17 protein-coding genes are annotated in these 25318 nt (G+C 66.1%); 6 read left to right on the top strand and 11 right to left on the bottom strand.

Annotated features, from left to right (window positions below; translation table 11 throughout):
• Nucleotides 1-20: 20 nt before the first annotated feature.
• The 11 genes from ACODSU_RS03600 to ACODSU_RS03650 form a co-directional block, all read right to left on the bottom strand.
• On the bottom strand, nt 21-347 hold the full coding sequence (locus tag ACODSU_RS03600) for an EthD family reductase (RefSeq protein WP_488840151.1): 327 nt from the start codon (nt 345-347) through the stop codon (nt 21-23).
• 119 nt (nt 348-466) lie between these two features.
• A complete protein-coding gene (locus tag ACODSU_RS03605) occupies nt 467-2314 on the bottom strand; it encodes an ABC transporter ATP-binding protein (RefSeq protein WP_488840153.1) in 1848 nt (615 codons plus the stop codon).
• Nucleotides 2315-2414: 100 nt separating this feature from the next.
• Entirely contained in the window at nt 2415-2882 is a 468-nt protein-coding gene (locus ACODSU_RS03610) for a CopD family protein (RefSeq protein ID WP_295942018.1), read from the bottom strand.
• A 225-nt stretch (nt 2883-3107) separates the two neighbouring features.
• The gene (locus tag ACODSU_RS03615) at nt 3108-3437 is read right to left on the bottom strand and encodes a hypothetical protein (RefSeq protein WP_488840155.1); all 330 of its coding nucleotides are present in this window, start codon (nt 3435-3437) and stop codon (nt 3108-3110) included.
• Between the two features lie 35 nt (nt 3438-3472).
• Nucleotides 3473-4822, bottom strand: a complete 1350-nt coding sequence (locus tag ACODSU_RS03620) for a sensor domain-containing protein (RefSeq protein ID WP_488840157.1) — start codon at nt 4820-4822, stop codon at nt 3473-3475.
• A 132-nt stretch (nt 4823-4954) separates the two neighbouring features.
• Nucleotides 4955-5827: an isocitrate lyase/PEP mutase family protein gene (locus ACODSU_RS03625; RefSeq protein WP_488840159.1), complete on the bottom strand. Its 873-nt coding sequence runs from the start codon at nt 5825-5827 to the stop codon at nt 4955-4957.
• A gap of 77 nt (nt 5828-5904) precedes the next feature.
• Nucleotides 5905-7098 carry a 2-methylaconitate cis-trans isomerase PrpF gene (gene prpF / locus ACODSU_RS03630; protein ID WP_488840161.1) on the bottom strand — a complete coding sequence of 398 codons (1194 nt, stop codon included), beginning with the start codon at nt 7096-7098 and terminating at the stop codon, nt 5905-5907.
• Nucleotides 7095-7553, bottom strand: a complete 459-nt coding sequence (locus tag ACODSU_RS03635) for an endonuclease domain-containing protein (protein ID WP_488840163.1) — start codon at nt 7551-7553, stop codon at nt 7095-7097. Before ACODSU_RS03635 ends, prpF begins: the two co-directional genes overlap by 4 nt.
• Before the next feature lie 71 nt (nt 7554-7624).
• Entirely contained in the window at nt 7625-10291 is a 2667-nt protein-coding gene (gene acnD / locus ACODSU_RS03640; protein WP_488840546.1) for a Fe/S-dependent 2-methylisocitrate dehydratase AcnD, read from the bottom strand.
• 34 nt (nt 10292-10325) lie between these two features.
• The gene (gene prpC / locus ACODSU_RS03645; RefSeq protein WP_488840165.1) at nt 10326-11483 is read right to left on the bottom strand and encodes a bifunctional 2-methylcitrate synthase/citrate synthase; all 1158 of its coding nucleotides are present in this window, start codon (nt 11481-11483) and stop codon (nt 10326-10328) included.
• A complete protein-coding gene (locus ACODSU_RS03650) occupies nt 11480-11875 on the bottom strand; it encodes an acyl-CoA thioesterase (RefSeq protein WP_488840167.1) in 396 nt (131 codons plus the stop codon). Before ACODSU_RS03650 ends, prpC begins: the two co-directional genes overlap by 4 nt.
• Nucleotides 11876-12009: 134 nt before the next feature.
• Between ACODSU_RS03650 and ACODSU_RS03655 the strand changes: the two genes are divergently transcribed.
• The 6 genes from ACODSU_RS03655 to ligA all read left to right on the top strand — a co-directional run bounded on the left by ACODSU_RS03655 (nt 12010) and on the right by ligA (nt 25200).
• Nucleotides 12010-13461 carry a short-chain fatty acyl-CoA regulator family protein gene (locus ACODSU_RS03655; RefSeq protein ID WP_488840169.1) on the top strand — a complete coding sequence of 484 codons (1452 nt, stop codon included), beginning with the start codon at nt 12010-12012 and terminating at the stop codon, nt 13459-13461.
• Between the two features lie 334 nt (nt 13462-13795).
• Entirely contained in the window at nt 13796-16837 is a 3042-nt protein-coding gene (locus ACODSU_RS03660) for a bifunctional diguanylate cyclase/phosphodiesterase (protein WP_488840171.1), read from the top strand.
• 131 nt (nt 16838-16968) lie between these two features.
• The gene (locus tag ACODSU_RS03665) at nt 16969-18042 is read left to right on the top strand and encodes a GGDEF domain-containing protein (RefSeq protein ID WP_488840173.1); all 1074 of its coding nucleotides are present in this window, start codon (nt 16969-16971) and stop codon (nt 18040-18042) included.
• Nucleotides 18043-18303: 261 nt separating this feature from the next.
• Nucleotides 18304-21828 (top strand): chromosome segregation protein SMC, encoded by a 3525-nt coding sequence (smc, locus tag ACODSU_RS03670; protein ID WP_488840175.1) that lies wholly within the window; start codon nt 18304-18306, stop codon nt 21826-21828.
• A 16-nt stretch (nt 21829-21844) separates the two neighbouring features.
• Nucleotides 21845-22960 (top strand): cell division protein FtsZ, encoded by a 1116-nt coding sequence (locus ACODSU_RS03675; protein ID WP_488840176.1) that lies wholly within the window; start codon nt 21845-21847, stop codon nt 22958-22960.
• Nucleotides 22961-23112: 152 nt separating this feature from the next.
• On the top strand, nt 23113-25200 hold the full coding sequence (ligA, locus tag ACODSU_RS03680; RefSeq protein WP_488840178.1) for an NAD-dependent DNA ligase LigA: 2088 nt from the start codon (nt 23113-23115) through the stop codon (nt 25198-25200).
• The last annotated feature ends 118 nt before the right edge of the window (nt 25201-25318 follow it).

The following is a 25318-nucleotide window of genomic DNA, read 5'->3' on the forward strand; positions in this document are numbered from 1 at the left end:
ACCGCAAACCCACGAGGCCGTCAGGCGGTGACAGGGTGCTCCAGCACCTGCGCAAAGTACGAATCGGGCTGGATGTTGGTGTAGTTGGGGATGTCTGCCGACAGCTCAGCCATCGTCGCCTTGGCGGCCGTCTGGGCCTGCTTCAGGTCGCTGAAGAACGCGTTGGTCAGCGCCACAATCTGCCCCGGGCGCGGCTCGCCAGGGTAGAGAACACGGTCGCTCTCCAGCCGCACCAGGCCCAGCGGCTGCAATGCTGCGCGGGCGATGCGCATGTGCTCGGAGTGGTAGTAGTCGTGGTTGAAGATGGCGCCTTCACGCCAGCGGTAGACGGCGGTGACTTTGATCATCGGTGCGATTCCATCCGGTGGTTGAAACCCGCCACCGTAGGGACAACACACCCGGGGCACAGCCGCGTGCGCGACAGCGTGTCGCCCATGTGGCTGGTGGCCTGTCTGCCTTTGCGGGCTCAGTCCTCTTCAGATTCGCCCAGGAACCCGCCGCTCTGGTGCCCCCACAGGCGGGCATACACGCCGCCCTGGCCCAGCAGCTGGGCGTGCGTGCCTTCTTCCACAATGCGGCCCCCGTCCATCACGATGAGGCGGTCCATGGCGGCGATGGTAGACAGGCGGTGGGCGATGGCAATCACGGTCTTGCCTTTCATCAGGCCGTCCAGGCTTTGCTGGATCGCGGCTTCCACCTCGGAGTCGAGCGCGCTGGTGGCTTCGTCCAGCAGCAGGATGGGCGCGTCTTTCAGCATCACGCGTGCAATGGCCACACGCTGGCGCTGACCGCCTGAGAGCTTCACACCGCGCTCGCCCACATGGGCGTCATAGCCGGTACGGCCCTGCAAGTCGGTGAGGGTGGCGATGAAGTCGGCGGCTTCGGCACGGGCGGCCGCCTGGTGCAGGTCGGCCTCGCTGGCATCGGGGCGGCCGTACAGAATGTTGTCGCGCATGGACCGGTGCAGCAGCGAGGTGTCTTGCGTGACCATGCCGATGTGGCGGCGCAGGCTGTCCTGGGTGACCTGCGCAATGTCCTGTCCGTCAATGAGGATGCGGCCGGACTGCACATCATGAAACCGCAGCAGCAGGTTGACCAGCGTGGACTTGCCCGCGCCCGACCGGCCAATCAGGCCGATCTTTTCGCCGGGGCGGATGGTGAGGTTGAGGCGGTCGATGACCGGGCGCGCATCGGGGCCGCTGCCGTAGGCAAAGCTCATGTCCTCAAAGCGCACCTCGCCCTGGGTCACGACCAGGGGTTTGGCATCGGGGGCATCCACCACGGTGCGTGGTCGGGTCAGTGTGTTGATGCCGTCCTGGATGGTGCCCACGCTCTCAAACAGGGTGGTCATCTCCCACATCACCCAGTGGGCGTGGCCCGACACGCGCAGTGTCATGGCCGTGACGGCGGCCACGGCGCCCGCACCCACCTCGCCCGCAGACCACAGCCACAGGGCTGTGCCGCAGGCACCCAGAATCATGGCCACCACCAGCAGCTGGTTGACGATCTCGAACAGGCTCACCAGCCGCATTTGCGCGTAGCCGGTGAGCTTGAAGGCATCCATCGCCGCGCGCGCAAATTCGGATTCGCGCCGCGTGTGAGAGAAGAGCTTGACGGTGGCGATGTTGGTGTACGCGTCGGTGATCCGCCCGGTCATCACCGAGCGCGCATCGGCCTGCTGCTTGCCCACCTGGCCCAGGCGCGGCACAAAGTACCAGCAGGCCAGGCCATAGGCCACCATCCACGCGGCAAACGGCAGCAGCAGCCGCGCGTCAAAACCGGCCAGCAGCACGAGGATGGTGACCAGGTAGATGCCCATGCCGATCACCACGTCGGTGGTCGTAAAGATCATGTCGCGCACGGCCAGCGCGGTCTGCATGATCTTGGTGGTGATGCGGCCCGCAAACTCGTCGGCATAGAACGCCATGCTCTGGCCCAGCATCAGGCGGTGAAAGTTCCAGCGCAGGCGCAGCGGAAAGTTGATGGCCAGCACCTGGTGCTTGATGCTGGTCTGCCAGGCGACCAGCACCACCGACGCCAGCAGCAGCACGGTGATGCCGATCAGCGCCGCTTTGCGTTCGGCCCACAGCGTGCTCGGAGACGCGGAGGTGGAGATCCAGTCCACCACCACGCCCAGCACCGCAAACAACAAGGCTTCGTATATGGCAATGGCTGCAGACAGGCCTGCCATGGCGGCCACGTAGCCCCGCAGGCCCCGGGTGCAGTCCCACACAAAGGCCAAGAAGGCCTTGGGCGGCAAGTGCGGCTCGGCAGCGGGGTAGGGGGGAAGGCGGCTTTCGAAAAAACGGAACAACGTCAAAACTCCTGGGGCCACGCGGTATGCACTGCCGCGCGGGGCGGCAGCCTGCGTGCCCATCCAATCAATACGAAATGCGAGCGAGGGCCAGGTGGGGCTAGACCAGCAGGGTGACCACAACGATCACCACACCGAGCGCCAGGTTCACGCCCACCCAACTGCGGATGCTGCCCAGGGCCTTGGCGCCGCTGGGCCAGTCTGAGGCCGCTACGGCACGCTGCAGGCGCCGGAACAGTGCAAAGCGGATATGGCCAAAGATGGCGATCATCACCAGGCCCAGCGTGGCCATGATGGTCCAGTCCAGCGGCATGGAGAACACGCCGCCCGTCTGTACGGCCTGCTTGGCCGCGCGGCCGATCATCCACAGGCCGCTACCCAGCACCAGCACCACAGCGGCAGTGACGGCCGTAAAAAAGCGCTGCAGCACGTCATGCATCAGCCGCACGCGCTGCGGCGGCTCCAGCGACTGCGCGGCGGGGCGCAAAAAGAAATGGGCGAACACCATGCCCCCCACCCACACGATGATGGACAAGACATGGACAAGCTTCAGGGCGTTGTAGAGCATGGGTGTGCGGCGCTGCGCGCCGGGTGGGATGAAGGGGCCGGGAGAGGGGCCGGAGCATCCGGCCGAGGGGCTGCGGGTGCAAGGCCGCATTGTGCGACGATCCGCTGGGGGCGACCGGCCGGCGCCCAAGAATCCCTAAGGCGCTGGTGATTAAGTCTCTGCGTTCCAGGGATGCACAGAGACAGGGGCTGGTTGGGTGTGGCCCTCAGCGCCTGCACATGGCGCTCAGTGCGGGGTGTTCGCGGGGCCTTCAACTCCACGCCAAAGTGCCAGCACCAGCCTCCACAGCGGAGGCAGAAGCAGGGCTGCAGCCATCGGCGCCCAAACTGCCAGGTAGCACCAGCCGGCGGGCCCGCTGTGGCCCACGCTTTCGATGCCCGTGGTGCGCTCCAGCCATGACCACACCGGATAGAGCAGCAGCGTCACCGCGAGCGCCACTGGCACGGCCACGGCAGTCAGGCCCGAGCGCACGGCCAACTGCAGCATGACGGCTTTGACACCTTGGGGCTGCCCGTTGAAAGAGGCGCTGCTCGCGGGCGTGGACGGCGGCTGCACGGTTCGGTCCCTGTGCGTCGGGGGCTTCAGGCGTATCAGGAGTACAGTGGCGCCAGCGCCACCCGCACCTGATTCCCTCCGTTGCGCTTGGACAGGTACATGGCCTCGTCGGCGTGGCCCAGCAGGCGGTGTTCTTCGCCGCCATGCTCGGGGTAGATGGCCACCCCGATGCTGGGCTGGATGTACAGGCGCTGGCCTTCCAGGTCAAAGTCCTGGCCAAACGCGGCCAGGATCTTGTGGGCCGCTGCACTCGCATGCTCGCGGGCCTGGCCGCCTTCGAGCAGCACCACAAATTCGTCGCCCCCCAGCCGCGCCACGGTGTCGGATGCACGCACGAATTCGAGCAGCCGCTGTGCCACCCGCTGCAGAAGCAGGTCGCCCATGGCGTGGCCCAGGGTGTCGTTCACTTCCTTGAAGCGGTCCAGGTCAATGAAAAGCAGCGACAGCAGCGTCTGCTCGCGCCGCGCGCGCGCCAGGGCTGTCTTGAGCCGGTCCAGAAACAGCTGGCGGTTGGGCAGGTGCGTGAGCTGGTCGTACTGCGCCATGTGCTCCAGGCGCTCATACATCTGTTTGCGTTCAATGGCGGCCGCGACCTGGGTGGAGACGAACTGCAGTAGCTCCTTGTCCTTGTCGGTGTAGCGGCCTTGCTCGGTATAGCTTTGCAGTACCAGCGCGCCCAGCGGCCCGCGCTGCGTCTGCAGGGGTACGCCCAGCCAGTACAAGGGCTGGTGCTCGCCACCAAGGGCGTGTGCCATGGGCGCATCCGGCGTCAGCAGCAGGGTGGCACCGCCGCGGATCACCTCGGCATAGCGGGCGTCGTCGGCCAGGGCCATCGTCGCAGGTGCTGGCAGGTACTCGTTGACGTGGTACGGAAAGCTGAGCCGGTCGCTCAGCGCGTCATACAGAGCCACCGCAAAATTGGTGGCTGGCAACAGCCCGCCCACGATCTGGTGGATGTGCTGGAACAGCGCCTGCAGGTTGTGCGTGGTGTGCGCGGCTTCGGAGATGGCGTAGATCACCGCCTGCATCGACTCGGCGGCCTTGCGCTCCGTGATGTCATGGGCCACGGCCAGCCGGACTTGCCTGTCGGGCAACCAGCGTGCCGTCCAGCGAATGTGGGCGATGGAGCCGTCCTTGCGCACATAGCGGTTTTCAAACTGCAGCTGCAGCTCCCCCTGGGTCACGCTCTGGGCCTGGCGTTGCGTGGCGGGCAGGTCGTCGGGGTGCACCATGTCCAGCATGCGCTTGCCAATGACTTCCTCGGGCTTGTATCCAAAGATGCGTTCGAATGCGGCACTGACAAACACGATCGTGCTGTCTGTTTGAACGACGCAGACGGCGTCCAGCAACAAGTTCGCCAGGTTCAGTGAAGAAATGCTTTGCATCAGGCGGCGTGCACGGTGTGGCGGATTCACCCATTGTGCTCCGCGCCAACCGCTTGTGCTGTCTCGAATGCAAAAACGAGACAGGTGTTTGCTTGGTTCAATCCATCTGCACCATTCGCACCGTTTGCGGTGCTATGGCCTGCCGCTGGCGTACTTGGCCTCCAGCGCATCCCAGGCCATTTTTTGCACCAGCCGCTGGCGCTCGGCAAACGGCGCCACCAGAGCGGGGTCTTCATCAATGCGCTGGGTGTCGCGCAGCACGGTCAGCGCCTTCTGCATGCCCGCCACCGCGCCCTGCAGCGCGGCGTTGGCGTACAGCACCAGGCCGTAGCCCAGGGTGGCCAGTTCTTCAGCGCTGGTGATGGGCGTCTTGCCGCCGATCACCATGTTCATCAGTTGGGGCGCGGCCAGCCGCTGGGGCAGGGCGCGGATCTCGTCCAGCGTGGTGACGGCCTCCACAAACAGGATGTCGGCACCCGCCTCCTGAAAACGCTGGGCGCGCTCCACTGCCGCTTCAAAGCCCTGGGTGGCGCAGGCATCCGTGCGTGCCAGGATGAGGGTGTTGGGGTCGCGGCGCGCGTCCACGGCGGCCTTGATCTTGCCCAGCATCTCGTCGGTGCTGATCACCTCCTTGCCGTTGAAATGCCCGCAGCGCTTGGGGCTGACCTGGTCTTCGAGCTGGATGCAGTCCGCACCTGCGCGCTCCAGCGTTCGCACCGCGTGGTAGGTGTTGAGTGCGTTGCCAAAGCCCGTGTCGGCATCCACGATGAGCGGCAGCTCCACCGCATCGCGGATGCGGGCCGTGTGGTCTGCAATGTCGGTGAGGCCCATGAAGGCCTGGTCTGGCAGGCCGAACCACATGTTGGTGACACCTGCGCCGGTCACGTAAATGGCTTCAAAGCCCAGGTCGGCCACGACACGGGCGGAAAGCGCGTTGAACGCGCCGGGCACGATGACACCCCGGCGGGCGTGGGCCAGGGCCTTGAGTTGTTGTTTGGTGTTCATGAATTGCAAGGGACTTGATTTGCTATTGTTCTTGTAGCTATTAAGGATTGATGGACAGGCGGAAGGGGCCAAAAAACTCAAAAAATACCGCCAGGCACACGCACCCAGCCTTCCATCAGGATGCGGGCGCTGCGGCTCATCAGGGCCTTGGTCACCTTCCACTGGCCGTTGACCTGCGCTGCATCGGCCCCCACACGCAAGGTGCCTGAGGGGTGGCCAAACCGCACGCTGCTGCGCACGCCCCCGCCCGCTGCCAGGTTGACCAGCGTGCTTGGTATGGCAGCCGCAGTGCCGATGGCCACCGCCGCTGTGCCCATCATGGCGTGGTGCAGCTGGCCCATGGAGAGGGCGCGCACCAGCAGGTCGATGTCTTTGGCGTCAATGGCTTTGCCGCTGGATGCCGTGTAGCTGGCGGGTGGTGCGACGAAGGCGATCTTGGGCGTGTGCTGGCGTGTGGCGGCCTCGCTCACGTCCTGGATGAGGCCCATGCGAACGGCGCCGTGTGCGCGGATGGTTTCAAAGCGTGCCAGCGCCTCTGCGTCGCTGTTGATGGCCCGCTGCAACTCTGTGCCGGTGTAGCCCAGTTCCTGTGCGCTGAGAAAAATGGTGGGGATGCCCGCGTTGATCAGCGTGGCGGCGAAGGTGCCGACACCCGGGACCTCCAATGTGTCCACGACATTGCCGGTGGGGAACATTGCGCCACCTTCTTGCCCGTCGTCGTCGGCAGGGTCCAGAAACTCCAGCGCCACCTCGGCCGCTGCAAAGGTCACGCCATCCAGCTCAAAGTCGCCCGTCTCCTGCACCTGCCCGTGGGTGATCGGCACGTGCGCCATGATGGTCTTGCCAATGTTGGCTTGCCAGATGCGGACGGTGAGGCTGCCGTCCAGTGGAATGCTTGCAGCGTCGATCAGCCCCATGTGGATGGCGCACGGCCCCACGGCGGCCGAGAGGTTGCCGCAGTTGCCGCTCCAGTCCACCAAAGGCTGGTCGATGGACACCTGGCCAAACAGGTAGTCCACATCGTGCCCTGGCCGCGTACTGCGGCTCAGGATCACGGCCTTGCTGGTGCTGGACGAGGCATTGCCCATGCCGTCGATCTGCTTGCCATACGGGTCGGGGCTGCCGAGCACACGCAGCAGCATGGCGTCGCGGGCGGGGCCGGGTTGCTGGGCGGGTTTGGGCAAATCCGCTAAGTTGAAGAACACACCCTTGCTGGTACCGCCACGCATGTAGGTAGCGGGGATCTTGATTTGTGGTCGGTGGCGCGTCATTGCACGGTGTCCCTCTCCGGTGGCGCGACAGGGATGATGGGCTTGTTGAACGGGTGGTGATCGTGGTGAGACCTCCTCTCCCCCAGCCCCTCTCCCGCGGGGGGAGAGGGGGGGAGAGACACGGCGGCTTCGCGTATGGCTGTGTAGATGGATTCGAGCACTGCGTCGGTGTTTTGCAAGATGTCGTTGTTCCAAAAGCGCAGCAGGGCAAAGCCCTGGCTGCGCAGCCACGCATCGCGGATCGCGTCGTGCTCCGAATCCACGTGTTGCCCGCCATCCGCTTCCACGATGAGCCGCAGGCCGAAGTGCACAAAATCCACGATGTAGGGGCCGATGGGTTGCTGGCGGCGAAACTTCTGGCCGTCCATGCGGTGAGCGCGCAGGTGCTTCCACAGCAGCTGTCCGGCGTCGGTCATGTTCTGGCGCAGGGTTTTGGTGAACTGGCGTTGGTCCATGGGTGGGGCCCCCTCTCCCCCGGCCCCTCTCCCACAAGGGGCGAGGGGAGCAAGACAAATAGCAGCGATTGTCATCGTGCGCGAGCCCCTCTCCCCTCGCGGGAGAGGGGTTGGGGAGAGGGGGCGACCGCAGCCCGCGCTGCCAAAAAATCCTGCGCAAAACGCTGCAGCACACCACCCGCCGCGTACACCGACACCTCCTCTGCAGTGTCCAGCCGACAGCGCATGGGGACCCTCACCGCCTCACCCAACTTGCGTTGAACAACAAGCGTCACCACCGCCCCGGGCTTCAGATCACCTTCCACTTCATAAACCTCCGTCCCATCCAGCCCCAGCGTGGTGCGGTTGACTCCCACCTCAAACTCCAGCGGCAGCACCCCCATCCCAATCAAATTGGTGCGGTGAATGCGCTCAAAGCCCTCCGCCACCACCACCTCCACACCCGCCAGCCGCACCCCCTTGGCGGCCCAGTCGCGGCTCGACCCCTGGCCGTAGTCGGCACCGGCAATGATGATGAGCGGCTGGCGGCGGTTCAGATACGTTTCCATCGCCTCCCACATGCGCATCACCTGGCCCTCGGGCTCCACGCGGGCCAGCGATCCTTTTTTCACCTGGCCATCCACCACCGCCATTTCGTTGACCAGTTGCGGGTTGGCAAACGTGGCCCGCATGGCGGTGAGGTGGTCACCCCGGTGCGTAGCGTAGGAGTTGAAGTCCTCCTCGGGCACGCCCATCCGGGCCAGGTACTCGCCTGCTGCGCTGTCCCGCAGGATGGCGTTCGAGGGTGACAGGTGGTCGGTCGTGATGTTGTCGGGCAGGATGGCCAGGGGGCGCATGCCTTTCAACGTGCGTGGGTGGGCGGCCAGCGCGCCGATGCCTTCGGTGTCCCAGTAGGGCGGGCGGCGGATGTAGGTGGATCGTGGGCGCCAGTCGTACTGCGACGACACGCGCTGGCCATCGCCCGGCCGGATGGCGAACATGGGTTCGTACACGGCGCGGTATTGCGCGGGCTTCACGGCGGTCTTCACCACCGCGTCGATTTCTTCATCGCTGGGCCACAGGTCTTTGAGGCGAATTTCCCTTCCGTTCACCACTGTCAGCACGTCTTTTTCAATGTCAAAACGCACCGTGCCCGCCATCGCATAGGCCACCACGAGCGGGGGCGAGGCCAGGAACGCCTGCTTGGCGTAGGGGTGAATGCGCCCGTCGAAATTGCGGTTGCCCGAGAGCACGGCGGTGGCGTACAGGTCGCGGTTGATGATCTCCTGCTGGATCGCAGGGTCCAGCGCGCCACTCATCCCGTTGCAGGTGGTGCAGGCAAAGCCGACGATCCCAAAGCCGAGCTTTTCCAGGTCGGCCAGCAAGCCCGCTTCCTTCAGATACAGCTCCACCGCCTTGGAGCCGGGCGCCAGCGAGGTCTTGACCCAGGGCTTGCGCGTGAGGCCCAGCCGGTTGGCGTTGCGCGCCAGCAGCGCTGCGGCGATCACGTTGCGCGGGTTGCTGGTGTTGGTGCAGCTGGTGATGGCGGCGATGACCACGGCGCCATCGGGCATCGTGCCGTCCTGTGGTGCGGGCATGGCCCAGGGGCCCGCGATGCCTTGGGCGGCCAGGTCGGACGTGGCCACGCGCGCATGCGGGTTGGAGGGGCCGGCCAGGTTGCGCACCACGCTCGACAGGTCGAACACCAGGTTGCGTGCGTAGACAGCGTCTTTGAGGGTGTCGGACCACAATCCCGCTGCCTTGGCATAGGTCGCGACCAGCTTCACTTGGTTGGCCTCGCGGCCCGTCAGCGTCAGATACTCCAGCGTCTGTTCGTCGATGCTGAACAGGGCCGCCGTAGCGCCGTATTCAGGCGCCATGTTGGAGATGGTGGCGCGGTCGCCAATCGTGAGCTTGGCTGCGCCGGTGCCAAAGAACTCCAGGTAGGCGCCCACCACCTTGGCTTTGCGCAAAAACTCGGTGAGCGCCAGCACCACATCGGTGGCGGTGATGCCGTCCTGGCGCTGGCCGGTCAGCTGCACGCCCACGATTTCGGGCAGCCGCATCATCGATGCGCGGCCCAGCATGACGTTCTCGGCCTCCAGGCCGCCCACGCCGATGGCGATCACGCCCAGCGCATCGACGTGCGGGGTGTGGCTGTCGGTGCCCACGCAGGTGTCGGGGTAGGCCACGCCGCTTTGTACCTGCACGACCGGCGACATCTTTTCCAGATTGATCTGGTGCATGATCCCGTTCCCCGCCGGGATGACATCTACGTTGGCAAAGGCTTTCTTCGTCCACTCGATGAAGTGGAAGCGGTCTTCGTTGCGGCGGTCTTCGATGGCGCGGTTCTTGGCAAACGCATCGGGGTCGAACCCGCCACATTCAACGGCCAGCGAATGGTCCACGATGAGCTGCACTGGCACCACGGGGTTCACTTGGGCCGGGTCGCCACCCTCCTTGGCAATCGCATCGCGCAAGCCCGCCAGATCCACCAGCGCCGTCTGGCCCAGGATGTCGTGGCACACCACGCGCGCCGGGTACCAGGGGAAGTCGCGGTCGCGTTTGCGCTCGATAAGCTGGTACAGGCAGTCGTTGATGGTGGCCGGATCGGCGCGGCGCACGATGTTTTCGGCAAACACGCGGGCGGTGTAGGGCAGGGTGGCCCAGGCGGCGGGTTGCAGGGCATTGACGGCCTCGCTGGCGTCGAAGTAGTCCAGCTGCGTGCCGGGCAGTTGCTTGCGGTACAGGGTGTTCATGGCCATGGGGCTGGGTACTGGGTCGTCTTGATTTTTATTTGCGGTCCTGGATTGGTACGAACGCCAGGTCTTCCGGCCCGGTGTAGTTCGCACTCGGCCGGATGATCTTGTTGTCCTGCCGCTGCTCGATGATGTGTGCCGCCCAGCCGCTGGTGCGTGCGATGACGAACAGCGGAGTGAACATGGCGGTGGGCACACCCATCATGTGGTAGCTCACGGCGCTGAACCAGTCGAGGTTGGGGAACATCTTTTTCACCTCCCACATCACCGATTCCAGCCGTTCGGCAATGTCGAACATCTTGGTGCTACCGGCCTCTTCCGACAAACCGCGCGCCACGCCCTTGATGACGACATTGCGCGGGTCGCTCACGGTGTAGACCGGGTGACCAAAACCAATGACCACCTCCTTGGCCTCCACGCGGCGGCGGATGTCGGCCTCGGCTTCGTCCGGGCTGTCGTAGCGTTTCTGGATCTCGAAAGCCACCTCGTTCGCGCCGCCATGCTTGGGGCCCCGCAGCGCACCGATGGCGCCGGTGATGGCCGAATACATGTCGCTGCCCGTGCCCGCCACCACGCGGGCGGTGAAGGTGCTGGCGTTGAACTCGTGCTCGGCATACAGGTTGAGCGAAGTGTGCATGGCACGCTCCCACGCCGCGCTGGGTTTGGAGCCGTGCAGCAGGTGCAAGAAGTGCGCGCCGATGGAGTCGTCATCGGTCTCCACCTCGCTACGACGGCCCGAACTGGCCCAGTGGTGCCAATAGAGCAGCATGGAGCCCAGTGATGCCATCAACCGGTCGGCAATGTCGCGCGCACCCGGCAGGTTGTGGTCGTCCTTTTCAGGCAGCGCACAGCCCAGGGCCGAGACGCCCGTGCGCATCACGTCCATGGGGTGGCTGGCGGCAGGCAGTTGCTCCAGCGCCTGCTTGACCGACAGCGGCAAGCCGCGCAGGGCCTTGAGCTTGGACTTGTAGGCCCGCAGCTCGGCGCGTGTGGGCAGCTTGCCGTGCACCAGCAGGTGGGCGATTTCTTCAAACTCGCAGACCTCCGCAATGTCGAGGATGTCGTAGCCCCGGTAGTGCAGGTCGTTGCCCGTGCGGCCCACGGTGCACAGGGCGGTGTTGCCCGCCGTCACGCCTGAGAGCGCGACGGACTTCTTGGGCTTGAAGCCCGGGGTTTCAACGGTGGTAGTCATGCGGTCTCCTGGTTTACATATGTGTTGGTGATGGCAGCGGGGCGGCCTTTGCCATCCACCGCCACCATTTCAAAAATCCCCTTCAGCACTTCGTCCTGGGGCGAGCCCAGCGTGGCGGCCAGACCGGTCACGCACACGGTGAGCGAGCTGCGCCCGATGCGGCTGACCCAGGCGCGCAGCGTGAGCACATGGCCCACGGGCACTGGGGCCAGAAAACGCACGTCGGTCACGCCCGCCATCACCACATCGCGCTGTGCGGTGCCGCGCGCTGCCAGAAATGCCGCCTTGGCCATGAGCTGCAAGGCGTTGCCGCCAAACAGCGTGCCGTAGTGGTTGGCTTCGGCGGGGAACACGATTTCCGTCAGCTCGACGGTGCCAGTGGGGGTTGTCATGCTTCGCAATTTACGCACAATGGCACCCCTCTGTAAGGGCTGAATTGGCGAATGATTGCGAATGCAAAACCGTCAATTTGCAAATATTGCGAATGATGGTGAAGGTGCTGCGAAGCACCACTGAGAAAGATGGAATGAAAAAAACCTTCATGGGTGTGCGCTTGCGCCGCCTGCGCGAAGAGCGCGGCATGACCCAGGTGGCGCTGGCCCGGGCGCTGGACCTGTCGGCCAGCTACCTCAACCAGCTGGAGCAGAACCAGCGCCCGCTCACGGTGCCCGTTCTGCTCAAGATCAACGCCGTGTTCGGTGTGGATGTGCAGCGGTTTTCTGACGACGACGAGGCGCGTCTGATCACCGGCCTTCGAGAGGTGCTGGCTGACCTGCCTGCGGGTGTGGGCGGGGAGGGCGCGGGCGATGCCGTCTCGCTGGCCGAGATCCGCGAGCTGGCCGCAGGTATGCCTGCCGTCGCGCGCACACTACTGGCGCTCCACCAGCGGCACCGGCAGGCCCTGGAGCGGCTGGCGGCCCTGGGCAATGACCGCAGCGGCGAGGGCGTGTTGGCCCCGCACCCACCCATGGCCTATGAAGAAGTACGCGACTTCTTCTTTGCGCGCCAGAACCACATTGCCGAGCTGGACGACGCGGCCGAGCGATGTGCCGCCGACTGGGGCCTGCTTCCCGGCCGGGCCGATGAGGCGCTGGCCCAACGCCTGCTCGTGGCCCACGGGGTGCGCGTGGTGGATGTGGCCGACCTGCCTGGCCAGGCGCAGCGCGTGTTCCAGGCCGAGGCCGGGCTGCTGCAGCTGGCGGCGGGGCTGGAGCGCGGGCAGCGCGCGTTTCAGATGGCGACGCAGCTGGCGTTTTTGGAGCAGGGCGCGGAGCTGCAGCGCTTGGCCGACAGCGCCGGGCTGTCCAGCGACCAGGCCCGGGCGCTGGCGCGCATCGGTCTGGCCAACTACTTTGCGGGGGCGCTGGTGCTGCCCTACACGGCCTTTTTGCAGGCGGCCGAAGCGGCGCGCTACGACATCGACCGACTGGGCCAGCAGTTTGGTGTCGGCTTCGAGACCGTGTGCCACCGCCTGTCCACTCTGCAGCGGCCCAGTGCACGCGGCGTGCCGTTCTTCTTCATCCGCGTGGACCGCGCGGGCAACATCAGCAAGCGGCAGTCAGCCACCCACTTTCACTTCAGCAAGATCGGCGGCACCTGCCCGCTGTGGAACGTGTACGAGGCCTTTGCCCAACCCGGGCGCATCGTGCCGCAGGTGGCGCGCATGCCGGATGGGCGGGCTTACCTGTGGGTGGCGCGCACCGTGTCGCGCAGCGGGGGCGGGTGGGGCGTGCCGGGCAAGGAGTTTTCGGTGGCGCTGGGCTGCGACATCCGCCATGCGCCACAACTGGTGTATGCGCGCGGGCTGGATCTGGCCAACCCCGAGGCCGCCGTGCCCATCGGCATGGGCTGCAAGGTGTGTGAGCGCGATGCCTGTCCGCAGCGGGCGTTTCCCCCCATAGGGCGCGCGCTGGATGTGAACGAGAATCGAAGCCGCTTTGCGCCGTACCCGGTGGCCACGGGCGCAGTCATCGGGTAAACCCGTGGGTGCCTGGACTATGAAATATGCTCATCAATTCATAGCTTGTCAGGCATGCCACTGTGGCGCTGGCGGCACTTTTTTCTTAAATTTTTCGCCGTAACCAAATGTTGGCTCCACTGGGGCTGGATTGCCGCTATCCTGCGCAACTTGCATGGCCTCCGGCCCCATTGGGGGCTGGTAACGCAAAGGTGCGTCTCTGACTTCTTTTCATCCCTCCCCGCTGGCTGCGCAGGCGCCCCAAAGCCGTTATCGGCATTGGGTGGCGGGCATTGGGGTGGCTGCCTTGGGCCTGGTGCTCAGTTTGTGGCTGGCGCAGCATCAGGCAGCGTCGATGGCCCAGATTGAGGAGGCCCGCTTCACACAGGAAACCAGGGCGTTCTCCGACGCACTGAGCCAGCGTATCGCAGGCCATACCGAGGTGGTCAATGGGCTGCGGGGCCTTTTTACCGCCAACCCGCGCCTGTCGCGCCTGGACTTTGAACGGGCCGCCAGCGAGATGGAGGTGGGCCAGCGGTACCCCGGCGTGCGCAACCTGTCCTTCACGCGCTGGGTGCCAGGGCCCGAGCGCGAGGCCTACGAGGCCCGGGTGCGGGCCGACACCTCGCTGTCCCCCGAAGGCTTGCCCCAGTTCAAGATCCACCCGCCCGGTGAGCGGCCCGAATACTTTGTGGCCGAGTACCTCTGGCCGATGTTTGGCAACGAGGGTGTGCTGGGGCTGGACATCAGCGCACAGCCCACCAACTTGGCGGCGATGCGCTACAGCCGCGACAGCGGGCAGACCGTGGTGTCCGCCCCGTTCGACCTGCTGCAGGAATCCTCGCACCGCGCGGGCATCGTCATCCGCGTGCCGGTGTTTGACCCCACGGCTGGCACGGCCGAGCAGCGTTTTGTGGGTGCGGTGGCCTCCACGCTGCGGGTCTATGACCTGGTGCAGGGGCTGGGCAGCCAAGGGTATTTGAACGGGATCGCCGTTGCCATGGACGACCTGGGGCCCGTGCGCCCCAACTCGGGTGACAACGTCGTGCGCCCCTTGCTGGAGCAGACCGCCCCTGGCCTGCCCGGCGCGCGGCCCCTGGTGCGTGTGCTGGCGGTGCACGACCGGCGCTGGCAGCTCACCTTCTACCCCACCCCGTCGTTCCTCACCCCGTCTGAAACCCGCCTGCCATGGCTGGCCGGGCTGGCTGCCGCGCTGGTGTCGCTGCTGCTGGCGTCCACCGTGGCCTTGCTGGTGCGCCAGCGCACGCTGGCGCTGGTGCGAGCCCAGCTGTCCGACGAGGCGCGGCGCGAGAGCGAGGAACGGTTTCGGGCACTGTTCAACCAGGCCACCGTGGGTGTGGCCCAAGTGGACTCGGCCACGGGCCAGTTCGTGCGCGTCAACCAGCGCTACGCCGACATCCTGGGCTACAGCCCGCAGGAACTGGTGGGCATGACCTTTCAGAGCCTCACCCACCCCGACGACCTGGCGGCGGATCTGGCGCAAGTGAGGCGGCTGCAGAGCGGCGATGTGCCCGAGTACCGGCTGGAAAAACGCTACATCCACAAGGACGGGCACGAGGTCTGGGGCGACCTCACCGTGTCGTCGATGTGGGCCTCGGGCTCGGCGCCGGGCTACCACATTGCCGTGGTGCAGGACATCACAGCCCGCAAGCGCATGGAAGAAAACCTGCGCGCCAACGAACAACGCCTGCGCAGCATCCTGGAGCGCCTGCCCATGGGCCTGTGCCTGGTGCAGGACGACGGTCTGATCAGCTTTCGCAACGCGCGCTATGTGCAGATCTGTGGCTACACGCAGGAGGAAGTGCCCGACACCAACACCTGGTGGCAGCGCGCCTACCCCGACGCTACCGAGCGGGAGGCCATCCGCCAGCGGCTGCTGGATACCTCGCACCAGGGCATCATCCCGCTGGCCGAGTACACGATCCGCTGCGCTGACGGCAAATACAAGCCGGTGGAGATCTCCGGCATCTTTGTCGAAGGCGGGCGCCTGATCACCATGCAGGACCTGAGCGAGCGCAAGGCTGCCGAGGAAGAGATCAACCAGCTGGCCTACTACGACCCGCTCACCCGCCTGCCCAACCGCCGCCTGCTGATGGACCGGCTGCAGCAGGCGCTGGCCACCAGTGCGCGCCACCAGCGCAGCGGAGCCTTGCTGATGCTGGACCTGGACAACTTCAAGACGGTGAACGAAACCCGGGGCCACGACCGGGGCGATGCCTTGCTGCTGCAGGTGGCGCACCGCCTGCGCAGTTGCGTGCACGAGGACGACACTGTGGCCCGCCAGGGCGGCGACGAATTTGTAGTAGTGCTGGAAGACCTGGGCGACAGTCCTGAAGAGGCCGCTGCACGCGCCGAAGACGTGGGCCAGCGCATCTTGGGCGTGCTGCGCGAGCCGTACCAGATCGACGGCGACGCGCACCACAGCTCGCTGAGCATGGGCGTCACCATTTACAGCGGCACGCGCGAGACGGTGGATGAACTCCTCAAGCGCGCCGACCTGGCGCTGTACCAGGCCAAGAATGCGGGGCGCGACACCTTGCGCTTTTATGACCCCCAGATGCAGGCCGTGGTCAGCGCCCGCGCCACGCTGGAGCTGGACATGCGCGTGGGCCTGGCCCAGGGCCAGTTCGAGCTGTACTACCAGCCCCAGATCGACCACGGCCGCATCATCGGCGCCGAGGCCCTGCTGCGCTGGCGCCACCCGCGCGACGGCTTCATCTCGCCCGCGCATTTCATCCCGCTGGCCGAAGAAACCGGCCTGATCCTGCCGCTGGGCGAATGGGTGCTGCAGGCGGCCTGCCGCCGTCTGGCCGCGTGGGCCCAGCAGCCCGACCTGGCCACGCTGAGCCTTGCGGTCAACGTGAGTCCCCGGCAGTTCCACCAGACGGGCTTTGTGGCCCAGGTGCTTGCCGCACTGGCGGGGGCAGGGGCCGACGGCCACCAGCTCAAGCTGGAGATGACCGAAGGCCTGCTGCTGCAGGACGTGGAAGACACCATCGACAAGATGGGCCAGTTGCGAGGCTACGGCGTGGGCTTTTCGCTGGACGACTTTGGCACCGGTTATTCATCGCTCAGCTACCTCAAGCGCCTGCCGCTGGATCAGCTCAAGATCGACCAGAGCTTTGTGCGCGACGTGCTCACCGACCCCAACGACGCCGCCATTGCACGCACGGTGGTGGCCCTGGGCACCAGCCTGGGCCTGCGCGTGATCGCGGAGGGCGTGGAAACCGAGGCGCAGCGCGAGTTTCTGGAGCGCCATCACTGCCACGCATGGCAGGGCTTTCTGCTCAGTCCGCCCGTGGCCGTGGCCGAGTTCGAGGCACTGGTTCGCCGCACGAACGGTGCTCTGGATGGCACCCTGGATGGAGGCCATTGATGGCATCGGCCCTGCGCCGGGCGTGCGGGGCCAGGGAATGGGTGCGGCCAGCAACGCGACGCCGTAGACCCTTTGCACCCGCAGGCTGGCCGCGCCACCTATGATGCGGGCGCTTGACCGCTGCCGTTTCCATGTTTTTCAAAAAATCTCTGCCGTCCGCTTCCACACCACAGGCACCAGCAGCCTCAGGGTTTGACGCACAACGCGAGCGCTCGGTGATCGCCGAGATGCTGCTCAAGCGCTCTGCCAAGCTGATCCTGGGGCGCAGCGAGCTGGAGATCATCCGCGGGGTGTGCCAGGCCATCGTGGATGTCACCAGTCACATCCGCCTGGCGTGGACCTGGTTCGGCCCGACCGACACGCAGACCATCCGCCCGCAGGTGTACGCAGGCCCGGCGGTCGCTTATGCCGAGTCGCTGACCATCGAGCGCAACCTGCTCACCCGCATCGGCCCTGCCTTTACCACGCTGGAGGGCAAGTCTGCGGGCCCTTTCACGGTGTCGCAGCTTTCCCCGTTTGGCCCCTGGCGCGAGGCGGCACGCCACCACGGTATTCACCATGTGCTGGCCTTGCCCATTGCCTCCACCTTCAATGGCTACAGCGGCATCTTTGTGCTGTACGCCGACCGCGATGGCTACTTTGACGAGGTTGGCGAGAGCCTGTTTGCGGGGCTGGCAGAACTGTTCGGCTCGCTCATGACCGTGGCCGCCGAGCGCCAGGAGCTGCAGCGCGCCGCTTACCACGATGCGCTGACCGGGCTGCTGAACCGCCACGCGGTGGACCTGATCGACCGGCGTGTGTACCGGGCCTCCCTGTTTGAGCCCGCTTCGTCCATCCTGCTCATGGACCTTGACCGTTTCAAGAGCATCAACGACCGCTTTGGCCACGATGCGGGCGACAAGGCCCTGCAGGCAGTGGCCCGGGTGCTGACCGATGCCCTGCGGCGCGGCGACGAGATCATTCGCTGGGGCGGCGAGGAGTTTCTGGTCTGCCTGCCCCAGACCGCACTGCCCGACGCGCTGAAGGTGGCCGAAAAGCTGCGTCGCGCGGTGGAGGGCATCACCGAGCCCGAGCAGCTCACCGTGTCCATTGGCGCGTGCGAGATCTCTGCGCTGCAGCATCTGCCCCAGGCAGTGGCCCGCGCGGACGAAGCTCTGTTCAAGGCCAAGTCGGGCGGGCGTAACCAAGTGTGTGTGCTGCCTTGATGGTCGTCGCCTTTGGCTATCAAAATCGATAGCAATAAAACCATATTGCACTAGCGCATCAGGCCGATTTGGCTGGATTTTTGGTGCCAGCCGGCCTGCGGGCACCCCTGGCGGCCCTTGCGCCCCGGGGCCGGGCAGGCGGCGCGGTATCATTCCGGCCTTGCCCATACCCGGCCCTGCCGGGGTGTTGTACGCCGGGACTGCGCACCGGCGCCCTGGTTGACCGCCGCGTCTCTTCTGCATCTACCCGCCATCTGATCCGTGCGTCTTACCTCGATCAAGCTCTCCGGCTTCAAGTCGTTCGCTGAACCCACCAATTTCATGCTGCCCGGGCAACTGGTCGGCGTGGTGGGGCCTAACGGCTGCGGCAAGTCCAACATCATGGACGCGGTGCGCTGGGTGCTGGGCGAGAGCAAGGCCAGCGAGCTGCGCGGCGAGAGCATGCAGGACGTGATCTTCAGCGGCACCACCACCCGCAAGCAGGCCAGCCGCGCCAGTGTGGAGCTGGTGTTCGACAACTCCGACCACCGCGCGGGCGGCCAGTGGGGCCAGTTTGGCGAAATCGCGGTGCGCCGCGTGCTCACCCGCGATGGCACCAGCAGCTACTTTCTGAACAACCAGCCTGTGCGCCGCCGCGACGTGCAGGACGTGTTCCTGGGCACGGGCCTCGGGCCCCGCGCCTACGCCATCATCGGCCAGGGCACCATCAGCCGCATCATCGAAAGCCGCCCTGAGGAACTGCGCCTGTTCCTCGAAGAGGCTGCGGGCGTCTCCAAATACAAGGAGCGCCGCCGCGAGACCGAAAACCGCCTGTCGGACACGCGCGAGAACCTCACGCGGGTCGAAGACATCCTGCGCGAGCTGAACGCCAACCTCGAAAAGCTCGAAAAGCAGGCCGAGGTGGCCGCCAAATACAACACGTTGCACGCCGATGCGACGCTCAAGCAGCACCAGCTGTGGTTCCTGAAGCGGACCGAGGCCGAGGAGCAGCAGAACAAGGTGCGCCTGGACGGCCTGCAGGCCGTGAACGACCTCGAATCGCGCATGGCCGACCTGCGCGCCGTCGAGTCCGACCTCGAAACCATCCGCCAGGCCCACTACGCCGCGGGCGACCAAGTCAACCAGGCCCAGGGCAAGCTCTATGAAGCCACGGCCGAGGTCGGTAAGCTCGAAGCCGAGATCCGCTACGTGGTCGAGGGCCGCCAGCGCGTGGAGCAGCGCCTGGTGCAACTGGCCGAGCAGATCGCGCAGTGGCAAGCCCGCAAGGAAGATGCCGATGTGGAGCTGGAAAACCTGGCCGGTGCGGGGGTAGATGCCGAAGAGCGCGCCGAACTGCTCGCCGCCCAGGTCGAAGAGCAGGCCATGCAGCTGCCCGACCTGGAAGAAGCCTTGCGCCAGGCCCAGGCCCGCACGGCCGAGCAGCGCAGCAGCGTCGTGCAGGTGCAGCAGCAGATAGGCGTGCTGGCCGCCGAGCAACGCAGCTTTGACGAGCAAAGCCGCCAGCTGGACGCCCGCTTTGAACGCCTGCGCACTGACCGCAACGCGCTGGCCGCGCCCGACGAAGCCCGCCTGAACAACCTGCGCGAGCAGCTCGAAGAAGCGCAGGAGATTGCCGAAACCACCGAGGCACGGTTGTACGAGCTGCAGGAGTCCGTGCCCCAGCTGGACGAAGACCGCCGCACCCGCCAGCAGGCGGTGAACGCCGAAAGTGCGCGCCAGGCCGAGCTATCGGCCCGTATGGAGGCCCTGAAGGCGCTGCAGGAAAAGGTCAAGACCGACGGCAAGCTGCGCCCCTGGCTGGCCAAACACGGCCTCGACGGCCTGCAAGGCCTATGGAGCCGTATCCACATCGAAAAGGGCTGGGAAAACGCGCTCGAAGCCGCCCTGCGCGAGCGTCTGGCCGCGCTGGAAGTCGGGCGCCTGGACATGGTGCGCGGTTTTCTGGGCTCCGGCGGCAACGATGCGCCTCCGGCGCGCCTGGCCTTTTACAGCGCGCCTGCAGCCGGCCAGCCCGAGGCGCCGTCCCAGCACCAGCGCCTGTCCGATCTGCTGCGCCTCAATGACGCGGGTCTGCGCGCCGTGCTCACCGACTGGCTGCAGGGCTGCTACACCGCCCCCACGCTCGACGAAGCCCTGGCCCGCCGGAGCCAGTTGCAACCTGGGGAGACGGTGTTTGTGCCCACGGGCCATGCCGTCAGCGCCCACAGCGTGAGCTTTTATGCGCAGGACTCCGAGCAGTCCGGCATGCTGGCCCGCGCGCAAGAGATCGAGCACCTTGAAAAGGAACTGCGCGCGCAGGCCCTGATCGCCGAAGAGTCTCGCACTGCCCTGGTCCGCGCCGAGGCCGCCTATGCTGACGCCTCGCAGCGCCTGGTGTCCGCCCGCCGTGAAGCCACCGAGGCCCAGAGCCGCGCGCACGAGCTGCAGGTGGAAACCCTGCGCCTGACGCAACTCGCCGAGCAGACCCGCGCCCGCAGCGCACAGATCGATGGCGACCTGGCCGAGGTCGAGGCCCAACTGGCTGACCTGCAGGAGCGCCGCGTGGCCGCCGAGGCGCGCTTTGAAGAGCTGGACATGCAACTGGCCGACAGCCAGGAGCGCGAGGCCCAGTTGGGCGACAAGGTCATCGAGGCGGAGCGCAAGCTGGCCGCCTGCCGTGAACAGCAGCGCACGCTGGAGCGCCAGGCGCAAGAGGCCACGTTCTCGCAGCGCAGCCTGGAGGCGCGCCGCGCCGAGCTCAACCGCTCCATCGAAACCGCCACCCAGCAAGCCAAGGCCCTGGCCGACGAAGAGCAGCGTGCGCGCGATGAGCTTGCCCGCCTGTCGGATGCCGCAGCGCAAGGCGGCCTGCAGGCCGCGTTGGAACTCAAAATGGAGCGCGAGAAGGCTTTGGCCGCCCAGCGCAGCGAATACGACGACCTGACCACCAAGCTGCGCGCCAGCGACGAGCGCCGCATGCAGCTGGAGCGCGCACTCGACCCGCTGCGCCAGCGCATCACCGAATTCCAGCTCAAGGAACAGGCTGCGCGCCTGGGCCTGGAGCAGTACACCACCTTGCTGCAAGACGCCCAGGCCGACCTGGAAGCCGTGGCCCGCTCCATCGAGGAGGGCAATGTGCGCATCGGCGGCCTGCAAAGCGAAATCGACCGCCTGCACCGCGAGATCACGGCCCTGGGCGCCGTCAACCTGGCCGCGCTGGATGAACTCAAGCTGGCCAGCGAGCGCAAGGTGTTCCTCGATGCGCAGACCGCCGACCTCACCGAGGCCATGAACACGCTGGAAGACGCGATCCGCAAGATCGATGGCGAAACGCGCCAGCTGCTCTCGGGCACCTTCGACACCGTGAACGCGCACTTTGGCCGCATGTTCCCCGAGCTGTTCGGCGGCGGGCAGGCCAAGCTCATCATCACGGGCGACGAAATTCTGGATTCAGGTGTGCAGGTGATGGCGCAGCCGCCCGGCAAGAAAAACCAGACCATCCACCTGCTGTCGGGCGGCGAAAAGGCCCTCACGGCCATTGCGCTGGTGTTCGCCATCTTTCAGCTCAACCCCGCGCCGTTCTGCCTGCTGGACGAAGTGGACGCGCCGCTGGACGACGCCAACACCGAACGTTATGCCAAGCTGGTGTCCAGCATGAGCAAGGGCACGCAGTTTTTGTTCATCAGCCACAACAAGATCGCGATGGAAATGGCCGAGCAACTGATCGGCGTGACCATGCAGGAGCAGGGCGTGTCGCGCATCGTGGCCGTCGATATGGAATCGGCCCTCTCGATGGTGGACGCTTGAACCCATTCATTCAAACATGAGCACATTGCAACTGAGTCTGGCCATCATCGGTGGCCTGGTGCTGGCCCTGATCGTGGCGTACAACACCTGGACCTCGCGCCGCAACGCGCCCAAGCGCGCCCTGCCCACCGAGCACGACCCGGCGGTGGAGCCCGCGCAGCGCCTGGAGCCCGGCTTTGACACGGGAGCGACCGGTGCCATGCCACCCAGCGAGTTCCACGGCCTGGACCGGGGGCCGGAGCCGTCTGAACACAACGTGGACGCGGGCGACGCCCTGCAACTGCCCGTGCCGCCGTTTTCGCCCGAGCGCCGCCCGGGGCTGGACCCGCTCATCGATGTGATCGCCTCGCTACAGCCCGAGCATGTGGTGTCCGGCGACGCGGCCCTGGCCGCGCTGCCGCCCACCCGCCGCGCAGGCAGCAAGCCCTTTGCCATTGAAGGCCTGAACGAAGCCACCCAGCAGTGGGAAACCCCGGCCCCCGGCCAGCGCTACCAGTCCTTCCAGGCGGGCGTGCAACTGGCCAACCGCATGGGCGCGCTCAACGAGATCGAGTTCTCCGAATTCGTGATGAAGGCCCAGGCCTTTGCCGACGCCATCAACGCTGCCCCCGACTTCCCCGACATGCTGCAGGAAGTGGCCCGCGCCCGTGAACTGGACCAGTTCGCCAGCGACCACGATGCCCAGCTCATGTTCATGCTGCGGGCCCGCCAGGCCGCGTGGAGCCCCGGCTATGTGCAGCAGAATGCCGCCCGCCTGGGCTTTGTGCCCGGCGCCATGCCCGGCCGCTTGGTGCTGCCTGCCAGCACCCAGGGCCTGCCGCCCTTGCTCACGCTGGGCTACGACACCCAGGCTGCCTTGGCCGACGACCCCGATCAGTCCGCCATTCGCGACATCACTTTAAGTCTCGATGTCGCCCAGGTCCACCGCACCGAACAGCCTTTTGCCCGCCTGCGCGACGTGGCCGCCGCCCTGTGCCAGGCCATGGACGGTGTGCTCTGCGACCAGAACGGCACACCGCTGCCTGCGATGGCCATGGACCCGATCGCCGCCGACCTGGAGCTGCTGTACGACCAGCTCGATGGGCGGGACCTGTCGGCGGGGTCGGTGCTGGCGCGGCGCCTGTTCAGCTAAAGATATGAAGCACCCCCTGAGCCGCCTTCGGCGTCTTCCCCCTCAAGGGGGACGACACCTTCGCTGCGGGGCGGCCCTGGCTCGGTGTCCCTGGCATGGACTGCGCCAGTCGTATAGGCCGCATACGGTGCACAGCGGGGTCGATCACTGAAATGACCGAGAATTTCGACCTTTTTTCGGCCTCAGCGCCCGTGGATCAAGCGCAGCCTGCTATCAAAATCAAAGCACTGCGCGACCAGCTCAACCAGTGGGCGCACCAGTACTACGTGCTGGACGAGCCCACCGTGCCCGACGCCGAATACGACCGCGTGTTCCGCGAGCTGCAGGCGCTGGAAGCCGCGCACCCTGACCTGGTCACCCCCGACTCGCCCACGCAGCGCGTGATTGGCGCGGTGATGGAGGGCCTGGCCCCCGTGCGCCATACGGTGCCCATGCTCAGCATTCACACCGAAACCGACACCGAAGCGACGGGCGCCCAGGCGTTTGATGCCCGCGTGCGGCGCGAGCTGGGTCTGACGGATGCTGACCCTGCCATCGAATACGTGGCCGAGCCCAAGTTTGACGGCCTGGCCATGAGCCTGCGCTATGAAAACGGCCGCCTGGTGCAGGCCGCCACGCGCGGTGATGGCGAGGTGGGCGAGGACGTGACGCACAACATCCGCACCATCCGCCAGATTCCGCTGACCCTGCCCGACGGTGTGCCTTCTTTGCTCGAAGTGCGCGGCGAGGTCTACATGCGCCGCGCCGACTTCGACGCGCTGAACGAGCGCCAGCGGGAGCAGGGCGGCAAGACCTTTGTGAACCCACGCAATGCGGCTGCGGGTGCGGTGCGCCAGCTGGACTCCAACATCACCGCCCAGCGGCCCTTGAGTTTTTTTGCCTATGGCCTGGGCGCCATCACGCCGCCTGCCGAGGGTGGGCCCGTGTTCCGCACGCATTTCGAGATGCTGCAGACGTTGAAATCCTGGGGTTTTCCGGTCGCGGTGCAGGTAAAGATTGCGGTGGGCGCTACTGAATTGGTAGCATTTCACCAGCAGGTGGGTGCCAGCCGCGATGCGCTGCCGTACGACATTGACGGCGTCGTCTACAAGGTCAACTCGCTGCAGCTGCAGCGCGACCTGGGCTTCAAGACGCGCGAGCCGCGCTGGGCCGTGGCGCACAAATATCCCGCGCAGGAGATGGCCACCAGGATCGAAGGCATCGACGTGCAGGTGGGGCGCACCGGCAAGATCACGCCGGTCGCACGCCTGGCGCCTGTGTTTGTGGGCGGCGTCACCGTCACCAACGCCACGCTGCACAACCTGTTCGAGATCCGCAAGAAGGGCGTGCGCGTGGGCGACACCGTCATCGTGCGCCGTGCGGGCGATGTGATCCCCGAAGTGGTGGGCGTGATGCCGGGCAACCGCACGGGCTATGTACCCAATTTTCAGATGCCCAAGGCCTGCCCCGTGTGTGGCAGCGCCGTGGTGCGCGAAAAGGGCGAGGCCAACCACCGCTGCACGGGCGGCCTGTTCTGTGCCGCGCAGCGCAAGGAGGCCATCCTGCACTTTGCCGCGCGCCGTGCCATGGACATCGAGGGCCTGGGCGACAAGCTGGTGGACCAGCTGGTGGATGCCAATGTGATCCGCACGCTGCCCGACCTGTACCGGCTGGGCCTCACATCGCTCATCGCGCTGGAGCGCATGGCCGAAAAATCGGCCCAGAACGTGCTGGCCGCGCTCGAAAAATCCAAGCAGACCACCTTGCCACGCTTTTTGTTCGGTCTGGGGCTGCGTCATGTGGGCGAGGCCACGGCCAAGGACCTGGCACGCCACTTCGGCACGCTGGACGCCATCATGGATGCCAGCGTGGAGCAGTTGCTGGAGGTGAACGATGTGGGCCCCGTGGTGGCGCAGAGCCTGCACACCTTCTTCCAGCAGCCGCACAACCGCGAGGTGGTCGAGCAACTGCGCGCTTGCGGCGTGACCTGGCCCGAGGGGCCGGTGGCCGAGCGCGCTCCGCAGATCCTGGCGGGCAAGACAGTGGTGCTGACCGGTACCTTGCCCACCCTGAGCCGCGACGCGGCCAAGGACATGCTCGAAGCCGCAGGCGCCAAGGTGGCCGGCTCCGTCAGTAAGAAGACCAGCTACGTGGTGGCGGGCGAAGAAGCAGGCAGCAAGCTGGCCAAGGCCCAGGAACTGGGTGTGCCCGTGCTCGACGAAGCCGGCATGCTGGAACTGTTGTCAGGCCAGGGTGTCTGACGGAGCACGGTGCACCATGCCCGACTCTTTGTTCGCGTTCTCATTCCCCTTTCTCCTTCCTGACCGGCCCCTGGTGGGGCGGTCCTGAAGCGACCCCCAATCTCCCGGCGATTCATTG

It is taken from the genome of Acidovorax sp. FG48 (assembly GCF_057809085.1).

Coding starts and splice junctions, on each gene's coding strand:
- ACODSU_RS03600 (WP_488840151.1), bottom strand. CDS start 347: ATGATCAAAGTCACCGCCGTCTACCGCTGGCGTGAAGGCGCCATCTTC.
- ACODSU_RS03610 (WP_295942018.1), bottom strand. CDS start 2,882: ATGCTCTACAACGCCCTGAAGCTTGTCCATGTCTTGTCCATCATCGTG.
- ACODSU_RS03620 (WP_488840157.1), bottom strand. CDS start 4,822: ATGCAAAGCATTTCTTCACTGAACCTGGCGAACTTGTTGCTGGACGCC.
- ACODSU_RS03625 (WP_488840159.1), bottom strand. CDS start 5,827: ATGAACACCAAACAACAACTCAAGGCCCTGGCCCACGCCCGCCGGGGT.
- prpF (WP_488840161.1), bottom strand. CDS start 7,098: ATGACGCGCCACCGACCACAAATCAAGATCCCCGCTACCTACATGCGT.
- ACODSU_RS03635 (WP_488840163.1), bottom strand. CDS start 7,553: ATGGACCAACGCCAGTTCACCAAAACCCTGCGCCAGAACATGACCGAC.
- acnD (WP_488840546.1), bottom strand. CDS start 10,291: ATGAACACCCTGTACCGCAAGCAACTGCCCGGCACGCAGCTGGACTAC.
- prpC (WP_488840165.1), bottom strand. CDS start 11,483: ATGACTACCACCGTTGAAACCCCGGGCTTCAAGCCCAAGAAGTCCGTC.
- ACODSU_RS03650 (WP_488840167.1), bottom strand. CDS start 11,875: ATGACAACCCCCACTGGCACCGTCGAGCTGACGGAAATCGTGTTCCCC.
- ACODSU_RS03655 (WP_488840169.1), top strand. CDS start 12,010: ATGAAAAAAACCTTCATGGGTGTGCGCTTGCGCCGCCTGCGCGAAGAG.
- ACODSU_RS03660 (WP_488840171.1), top strand. CDS start 13,796: ATGGCCCAGATTGAGGAGGCCCGCTTCACACAGGAAACCAGGGCGTTC.
- ACODSU_RS03665 (WP_488840173.1), top strand. CDS start 16,969: ATGTTTTTCAAAAAATCTCTGCCGTCCGCTTCCACACCACAGGCACCA.
- ACODSU_RS03675 (WP_488840176.1), top strand. CDS start 21,845: ATGAGCACATTGCAACTGAGTCTGGCCATCATCGGTGGCCTGGTGCTG.
- ligA (WP_488840178.1), top strand. CDS start 23,113: ATGACCGAGAATTTCGACCTTTTTTCGGCCTCAGCGCCCGTGGATCAA.